This window comes from Actinomyces sp. oral taxon 448 str. F0400 (assembly GCF_000220835.1).
Taxonomy (GTDB): domain Bacteria; phylum Actinomycetota; class Actinomycetes; order Actinomycetales; family Actinomycetaceae; genus Actinomyces.
In genome coordinates this window covers 1326518-1331449 of the sequence record NZ_GL985606.1, presented here as the reverse complement: position 1 = coordinate 1331449, position 4932 = coordinate 1326518, and the positions used below count along the sequence as shown (strand labels likewise).

Annotated in this window: 3 protein-coding genes and 1 pseudogene; 2 read left to right on the top strand and 2 right to left on the bottom strand. The window is 69.0% G+C overall.

What is annotated here, in order from left to right; translation table 11 throughout:
• Positions 1–18 precede the first annotated feature (18 nt).
• Complete coding sequence (locus HMPREF9062_RS05690; RefSeq protein ID WP_009749116.1) at positions 19–1029, bottom strand: Fpg/Nei family DNA glycosylase; 1011 nt, start codon at positions 1027–1029, stop codon at positions 19–21.
• A 60-nt stretch (positions 1030–1089) separates the two neighbouring features.
• Positions 1090–1560: a ribose-5-phosphate isomerase gene (locus HMPREF9062_RS05685; RefSeq protein ID WP_009749115.1), complete on the bottom strand. Its 471-nt coding sequence runs from the start codon at positions 1558–1560 to the stop codon at positions 1090–1092.
• A gap of 84 nt (positions 1561–1644) precedes the next feature.
• Here HMPREF9062_RS05685 and HMPREF9062_RS05680 point away from each other — a divergent pair, with 84 nt between their 5' ends.
• Together HMPREF9062_RS05680 and HMPREF9062_RS13115 are read left to right on the top strand one after the other, a co-directional pair.
• On the top strand, positions 1645–3774 hold the full coding sequence (locus HMPREF9062_RS05680; protein WP_009749114.1) for a M13 family metallopeptidase: 2130 nt from the start codon (positions 1645–1647) through the stop codon (positions 3772–3774).
• Positions 3775–4109: 335 nt separating this feature from the next.
• Positions 4110–4932: pseudogene (locus HMPREF9062_RS13115) on the top strand (hypothetical protein); the annotation flags it as partial.

Here is a 4932-nt window from a genome sequence, read left to right as displayed (position 1 = left end):
CCCCCGGCGGCGGGGGTCTCAGCGGGCCTGGCAGGTCGGGCACCAGAACAGCCGCCGCCCGCCCACCTTCCTCTCCCTCACGGGGGTACCGCACCGCAGACAGGGCCGTCCCGCGCGGTGGTAGACGTACCAGCGTCCGGCCTCCTCGTCGCCGGTGGGCAGGGGCTCGGGCACGTCCTCGACCTCGACGGTTGTGATGAAACCGGTGGCCACGCCGTACTCCATGAGCGGGACGAGGTCGTCCCACACGGCGCGCACCCGCGCCTCGTCAACCCGGTTGCCGGGCAGGAACGGGCTGATGTCGCAGCGCAGCAGTGTCTCGGCGCGGAAGATGTTACCGATCCCGGAGATGATGGACTGATCCATGAGCAGCTCGCCGATGGTCCTGCGACGCCGGCGCACTCCCCTTACGAAAACGTCGGGATCGGCGTCGGACCGCAATGGGTCGGGCCCCAGGCGGGCGCGCACGGCGGCCACGCCCTCGGCGTCGAGCAGCTCGCAGGCGGTCGGCCCGGTGAGGTCGGCGACGCCATGCTCGCCGAGCAGACGCAGGCGCACGGCCCCGCGCGGCTGCGGGGGCGCCCATCGCCCCGGCTCCGGGGCCGCGGGCGTCCGCGCGGAATTCTCGGAAGATGATGCGGAGGCGTCATCGCCGTTCAGGCCCGCGAGCGCCGAACCGCCGCCGTGCCGCAGCGCGTGCTCCCCGCGCTCGCCCACGCGTCGGCGCGGGGCGCCGATGGCATGTGGAGCGGTGAAGGCCGAGTCGCCGTCGAAAGTCCACGACCCGTACAGGCCCAGGTGGATGCGCAGCCAGGTGACGGCCTCGTCGTCCAGCGGCATGCCGGGCTGCGGCCCGAAGGCCAGGAACAGGTGCTTACCGTGCGCCCGGGCTCCCAGGAGCACCCCGCCGTCGAGGCGGGCGGCCCCGTCGGTGAAACGGCCCTGCGGCGAGCTCACCCTCAGGCGCTGACCGCAGTAGAGCTCGGCGAGGGCGCCGGCGAGACGGTGGATGGTGTGACCTTCCGGCATGAACGGGACAGTACTCCGGCCGGAGCCTACCGACGGGCCTCGACCTCGTCGGCGCCGGCATCAGGCCCCATCGTGGAGCCCGCGGTGGGCACGTTCGTAACGACGCACCTGGCCGATCCGGTTGCCGTGACGCTCGTCGCCGGAGAAGGACTCGGCGATGAAGGCATCGAGGATGGTCAAAGCGTCATCGGCCGAGTGCTGGCGCACGCCGAAGCCGGCGACGTTCGCATCATTGTGCTGGCGGGCGAGCACGGCGGTCTCGACGGACCACACGAGGGCGGCGCGCACGCCGTCGACCTTGTTGGCGGCGATCTGCTCGCCGTTGCCCGAACCGCCCAGGACGATGCCGAGGCTGCCGGGGTCGGCGATGACGCCTTCGGCGCAGGCGAAGCAGAACTCGGGGTAGTCGTCGGCGGGGTCGTACTCGTAGCAGCCGTGGTCGACGACGTCGTGACCGGCCCTCGTCCAGTGATCCTTGAGAGTGTTCTTGAGCTCGAACCCGGCATGGTCGGTACCGATGTGAATACGCATGGCCGGATTGTGCCTCACGCGAACAGGAGGATGCGGATCCGAGCATGCACGGATGTGCGGATGAGACGCCATTAGCGTGAGCCCATGACGACTCCCACCTCCTCTCCGGCCGCGTGCACCTCCGCCGAGGATCCGCAGTCCCTTCAGGACCCCGTTCTGGGCGGCGTGCTCGAGACCTCGGCAACCGACTCCGCCGTCCGCCCTCAGGACGACCTGTTCCGCTACGTCAACGGCACATGGCTGACGACGGTCGAGATCCCCGCCGACCGATCGTCGACGGGGACATTCCTCATTCTGCGCGACGCCGCGGAGGAGGCGTGCGGCGACATCCTCGCCGAGTTGGCCGCCGACGTCGATCCGACTGCGGTCCCGACCACGTCCGAGGCGAAAATCGCTCATCTGTACTCCTCCTTCCTCGACGAGGAGCGCATCGAGGAGCTGGGCGCCCATCCGCTGGAGGCCGAACTCGCCCCCGTCCTGGGCGCGCGGAGCAAGGAGGCCCTGGCGCGCACGCTGGGGGCCGGGATCGCCGCCGGGTTCACGGGCCCGGTGGACGTGGACGTCGAGGTCGACCTCAACGCCCCGGAGCGCTACATCGCCTGGATGGGTCAGTCGGGCCTCGGACTGCCCGATGAGTCTTACTACCGGAAGGATTCGAAGGCCAAGACCCGCCGGGCCTACACGGGGCACGTCGGTCGCATGCTGGAGCTGGTCGCACTTCCCGAGCGACTCGGCGCCGACGCCGACTCCCTGGCCGGACGCGTCATGGCCGTGGAAACCGCGCTCGCCGCCGGCCACTGGACCCGCGTGGCCTGCCGCGACATCGAGAAGATCAACAATCCGCGCACGTGGGCCGAGTTGACGGCCTCGGCGCCGGGATTCGCATGGAAGGCCTGGCGGGAGGGGATCGGCGAGGCGGCTCTGCGCGTGGGTGCCCGGAGCGAGTCTTTCCTCGCGGAGGCGATCGTCGAGCAGCCCGATTACCTGACCCACTTGGCGCGCGTATGGGAGGAGACCGACCTGGAGGATCTGCGGGTGTGGGCGGCATGGCATGTGGTCCACGGCCGCGCGCCCCTGCTGCCGCGAGCCTTCGTGGAGGAGAATTTCGATTTCTACGGCCGTGCTCTGCAGGGCACGGATGAGTTGCGGGCGCGCTGGAAGCGCGCGGTCGGTCTGGTCGAGGGGACCATGGGCGAGGCGCTGGGCGAGATGTACGTGGCCCGTCACTTCCCGCCGGAGCACAGGGAGCGGATGGACGTCCTGGTGGGGCGTCTCATCGAGGCCTATCGGGAGTCGATCTCCTCTCTGGAGTGGATGAGCCCGACCACCCGCGAACGGGCCCTGAAGAAGCTGGACCTGTTCACTGCCAAGATCGGCTACCCGCACACGTGGCGAGACTACTCGACGGTCACAGTCGTCCCCGGAGACGTCATCGGCTCAGTGCGCTCGGTCGAGGGCTTCGAGCTGGCCCGGGCGCTGCGCAAGCTGGCGGGACCGGTGGACCGCGACGAGTGGCACATGACGCCCCAAACCGTCAACGCCTACTACCGTCCGACGATGAATGAGATCGTCTTCCCCGCCGCGATCCTGCGACCGCCCTTCTTCGACCCCGCCGCCGACGACGCCGTCAACTACGCGGCCATCGGCGCGGTGATCGGCCACGAGATCGGGCACGGGTTCGACGACCAGGGCTCGACCTTCGACGGAACCGGCAAGGTGGCCGACTGGTGGACGGCAGAGGACCGCGATGCCTTCGAGGCGCGGACCGGAGCGCTGATCGACCAGTACAATGCCTACCGCCCGCAGCTGCTCGTGGCCCGGGCCGAGGCCGCGGGCGAAGCTGTGGACGAGGTCCCGCACGTCAACGGCGAGCTGACGATCGGCGAGAACATCGGCGACCTGGGCGGTCTGGGCATCGCACTCAAGGCCTACCGCCTGGCGCTGGCCGAGGCGGGGATCAGCTCGGTGGAGGAGGCCCCGGTCATCGACGGGTTGAGCGCCATGGAGCGCTTCTTCTACTCCTGGGCGCGCATGTGGCGGAGCCGGAGCCGCGATGACTACGCCGAGCTGCTGCTGACCATCGACCCCCATGCGCCGAACGAGTTCCGCTGCAACGGCATCGTGCGCAATGTCGATGCCTTCTACGAGACCTTCGACGTGAGGCGGGGAGACGCCCTGTGGCTGGAGCCGGAGGACCGCGTGTCCATCTGGTGAGGAGGACCGGCCCCGGACGGCCCGGACACGGAAACGGGAGACGACGGCCCCGCCATGCGACGTGGCGGGGCCGTCGACATCAATGACCTCGAGCGATCGCCCATGGGTGATCCGGATGAGCGCCGTGCGAACCACACCGGAAAGATGGGACTTGTGTCTCATTTCTACGAGATGTGAGTGACAGTTGTGACGACTGTTGCGTATGGTAGTGCTGTGCCGGAGCCGGTTCGGCCTTATGTCTCACTTGTGTCTCAACTTCGACTGAGAGAGAGTTGGCCTGAAGCCGGTGCCGAGCACCGTGACGGACAACCACCCACTATCCCCTGGAGGATTCCATGCGTCTCGGACGCTCTGCTGCCACCCTCGGTGCCACCGCCGCCCTCGTGGCCGCCGGTGCCGCCGTCTCAACCCCAGCCTTCGCCAACGGCGACTTCACCTACACCAGCGACTACACGGGCGTCGCCAGCCCGGACGAGACGCTCACGATCTCGGGCACCGGGTGCGCCTCCACCGACGGCAACCCGACCTCCGTCGTGTGGTCCGTCGCCGCCGACCAGGAGAGCCTCTCATCCGGGGCATCCCAGGCGACGGGCGCCTTCGGCAGCATCATCCCGAACGATGACGGCACGTGGACTGCCGCCATCGACCTGCCGACGGCCACCGAGGCTGCCGGTCTGTCCGACCAGCAGCGGGGAGTTCTCGGCTTCGCCTGCTACAACTACGACAACAAAGTCGTCGATTCCTTCAACGTGAGCCTCGCGCTGGACTCCACCAAGCCCGATGGCAGCTACACGCTGACCACTACGGCAGACGGCACCCAGACGATCGAGACCACCATCACCGGCTTCACCCCCGAAGAGACGATCCGCTTCGGCGTCGTACCGGCGGACTCCCACGGCACGGGGACCAGCCCGACCGGTGACGACTTCACCGAACTCACCACCTTCACCGCCGACGCCGACGGAGGAGCCACGGGCTCCTTCCCGGTCCCCGCCGACCTGCCCGACGGCAGGTACAGGGTGGGCGTCGTGGGCGACTCCCACGGAGAGTACGGTTACTTCCAGAACCTCCTCGTCAAGGACGGCACCTACTCCATCACGAGCGAGGACGGCTCGACGACAGGCACGGGCTCATCCGACTCGTCCTCCTCCACCGACG

Coding starts and splice junctions, on each gene's coding strand:
- HMPREF9062_RS05685 (WP_009749115.1), bottom strand. CDS start 1,560: ATGCGTATTCACATCGGTACCGACCATGCCGGGTTCGAGCTCAAGAAC.
- HMPREF9062_RS05680 (WP_009749114.1), top strand. CDS start 1,645: ATGACGACTCCCACCTCCTCTCCGGCCGCGTGCACCTCCGCCGAGGAT.
- HMPREF9062_RS05690 (WP_009749116.1), bottom strand. CDS start 1,029: ATGCCGGAAGGTCACACCATCCACCGTCTCGCCGGCGCCCTCGCCGAG.